2 protein-coding genes and 1 tRNA gene are annotated in these 2,239 nt (G+C 59.5%); 2 read left to right on the forward strand and 1 reads right to left on the reverse strand.

All coding sequences use genetic code 11. The features are described from left to right. Positions 1 to 18 precede the first annotated feature (18 nt). Positions 19 to 95, forward strand: a tRNA-Met gene (locus GGD88_RS18315). On the opposite strand, the gene GGD88_RS18320 is transcribed toward GGD88_RS18315, so the two are convergent. Continuing rightward, a complete protein-coding gene (locus tag GGD88_RS18320) occupies positions 52 to 1,719 on the reverse strand; it encodes a recombinase family protein (RefSeq protein ID WP_184438215.1) in 1,668 nt (555 codons plus the stop codon). The two genes, GGD88_RS18315 and GGD88_RS18320, sit on opposite strands and share 44 nt — an antisense overlap. A gap of 132 nt (positions 1,720 to 1,851) precedes the next feature. Between GGD88_RS18320 and GGD88_RS18540 the strand changes: the two genes are divergently transcribed. Beyond that, on the forward strand, positions 1,852 to 2,239 hold a 388-nt coding region (locus tag GGD88_RS18540; protein ID WP_221237239.1), incomplete at its 3' end, for a hypothetical protein.

The following is a 2,239-nucleotide window of genomic DNA, read 5'->3' on the forward strand; positions in this document are numbered from 1 at the left end:
GCCCCATACATCCACCACCGCGGGGTGGAGCAGTCCGGTAGCTCGTCAGGCTCATAACCTGAAGGTCAGAGGTTCAAATCCTCTCCCCGCAACCAACCCTTCCTGCTGATTTACGAGGTCGCCCCCCACGGGCGACCTTTCTTCTTTTCTGCCAACGACTTGCGCCTTGTCCTCTTTGTGCGCGAGGTCGAGAATGCCGGCGAGATCGCCGATCAGATCCACGACCAGACGGGAGCCGTCCTCGCTCCGGGTGAGGACGATCCTGTCCACCAGATCCCGGACCACTGTCGCGGCTTCGGTTCGGTGGTCGGGATCGTTCAGGGCTGCAATCAGCCGCCCGATTTCCTCGCGATACCGATCCGACATATTCGGATGCAGCCGTACGGGCGCCTCCGGCGTCTTTTCGATCAACTCAGTCAGTTCCGTGCGCCGGTCCTCAAGCTCGTGCATCCGGTCCTTGACGCGGGCGAGTTCGGTCCCGGCCAGGACCATGTCAATCAGCTTGTCGAGTTCCTGCGTTGCCCGGTCATATTCGGCCTTGTAACCGTCGAGCGCCGCATTGTGCTCGGCGCGAAGCCGGTTGATCTCCCGGACATACTCCTCGCAGAAGATCCGGCAGAGTTCCGGATCCATGAGCTTGTGCCGCAGGGCGCCCAGGATCGCCTCTTCCAGCTTTTCCCGGCTGATCGTGGTTCGGTTTTCGCACATTCCCTTGTTCCGGGCGCTTGAGCATCCGAGATGCGTGGCCGAGATCATGGAAAAGCCGCCCCCGCACTCACCGCATTTCAGCAGGCCCGAGAACAGATTCCGGGGCCGGTTGTACTCGTGCAGTTTCTTTTGCGGCTTGATGAGTTTGGTTTGCTTCTCCCGCACAGCATCCCAAAGGTCCTGGTCGATAATCCGAAGCTCCGGAACTTCATGGATGACCAATTCGGACTCCGGGTTCAGCTTCGAGATCCGCTTGCCCGTATCTGGGTCCTTGATGTAGCGCAGGCGATTCCAGACCTGACGACCGACATAAAGCTCGTTGTTCAGGATGCCGGTGCCGCGCTGGCGGTTCCCGTTGATCGTGCTTTGCGTCCAGCCCCTGCCCGAGGGACTGGGCACGCCCTCCATGTTCAGGCGTTTGGCGATGGCTTTCGGCGAGACGCCGGCCAGATAATCCCGGAATATCCGCTCGACGACCTTGGCCTGTTCTGCATTGATCGACCGCTCGCCCCGGATCGGCTCGCCCATCGCGTCCAGCGCCTTCACGACGTCATATCCGTACGTGATGCCGCCGGCCGATTTGCCGGCTTCGGCCCGGCCGCGCAGGCCGCGCCGGGTCTTGTCGGCCTGATCCTTCAGGTACAGGGCACCCATCGTGCCCTTGAGGCCGATATGAAGCTCGTTCACTTCGCCCTCGGCGAGGGTCACGATCCGGATACCCCGGAACACAAGGCGCTTGTAGAGGCCAGCGATGTCCTCCTGGTCGCGTGACAGGCGGTCGATGCTCTCTGCCAGGACGATGTCAAACTCGCCCGCGTGCGCATGCGCGATCATTTGCTGCATTCCGGCGCGCAGCATCGTGGAGCCGGATTTACCGAAGTCCGTGAAATTCTCGATGACCGTCCACCCCTCGCGTTCCGCCCGCTCGGTGCAGATCCGCACCTGATCCTCAATCGAGGCTTCACGCTGCATATCGGTTGAATATCTCGCATAAATGGCAACGCGGGTCATGGTTTCAAATCCTGTGTATCGTTACGGGGTTTAAGGTCCTCCGCCAGCAGGCGTTCATAATCGTTTCGAGCGGCGCCCTGTGCAAGGAGTCGAACTATCGCGGCCAGCCGGCTATCGACCTGACCGTCCCCCTTGCCCGAGGATGCGCCGTTGAAGTGCGGTTTCGATGGTAAGATCTTTTTCATCGATTGTCTTCCCGAAAAATGCACTAAAAAATTGCGCTATCTTAAATATGCCCCCTATTTTCATATTACAATCAAAAGTAGGTGTTTGTCAAAACTTTCGGTTGTGACCTTATGGCGCACCCCCGGCCTGTTCCCGATGACAACGACCCTAAGGGACGGGCGCCACGATCCCGGGACGGGTTTGGGCGCTTTGTGTTTTTCCGCGCAAACGGGGCCGGAAAACCCGGATCCGTCACCGGATTTTTTTGGTTCATCACGGAATTCCGGGGAAGGCGGCGCGGATCTTGAGAAAGAAGTAGGCGTCATCCCGGAAACCGTAGGCCATCCGCTTGATG

The sequence above is a fragment of the Roseospira goensis genome (genome assembly GCF_014197795.1).
Lineage (GTDB): Bacteria > Pseudomonadota > Alphaproteobacteria > Rhodospirillales > Rhodospirillaceae > Rhodospira > Rhodospira goensis.

Bases quoted from the DNA above. Each gene is read 5' to 3' on its own strand.
- GGD88_RS18320 (WP_184438215.1), bottom strand. From the start codon at position 1,719: ATGACCCGCGTTGCCATTTATGCGAGATATTCAACCGATATGCAGCGT.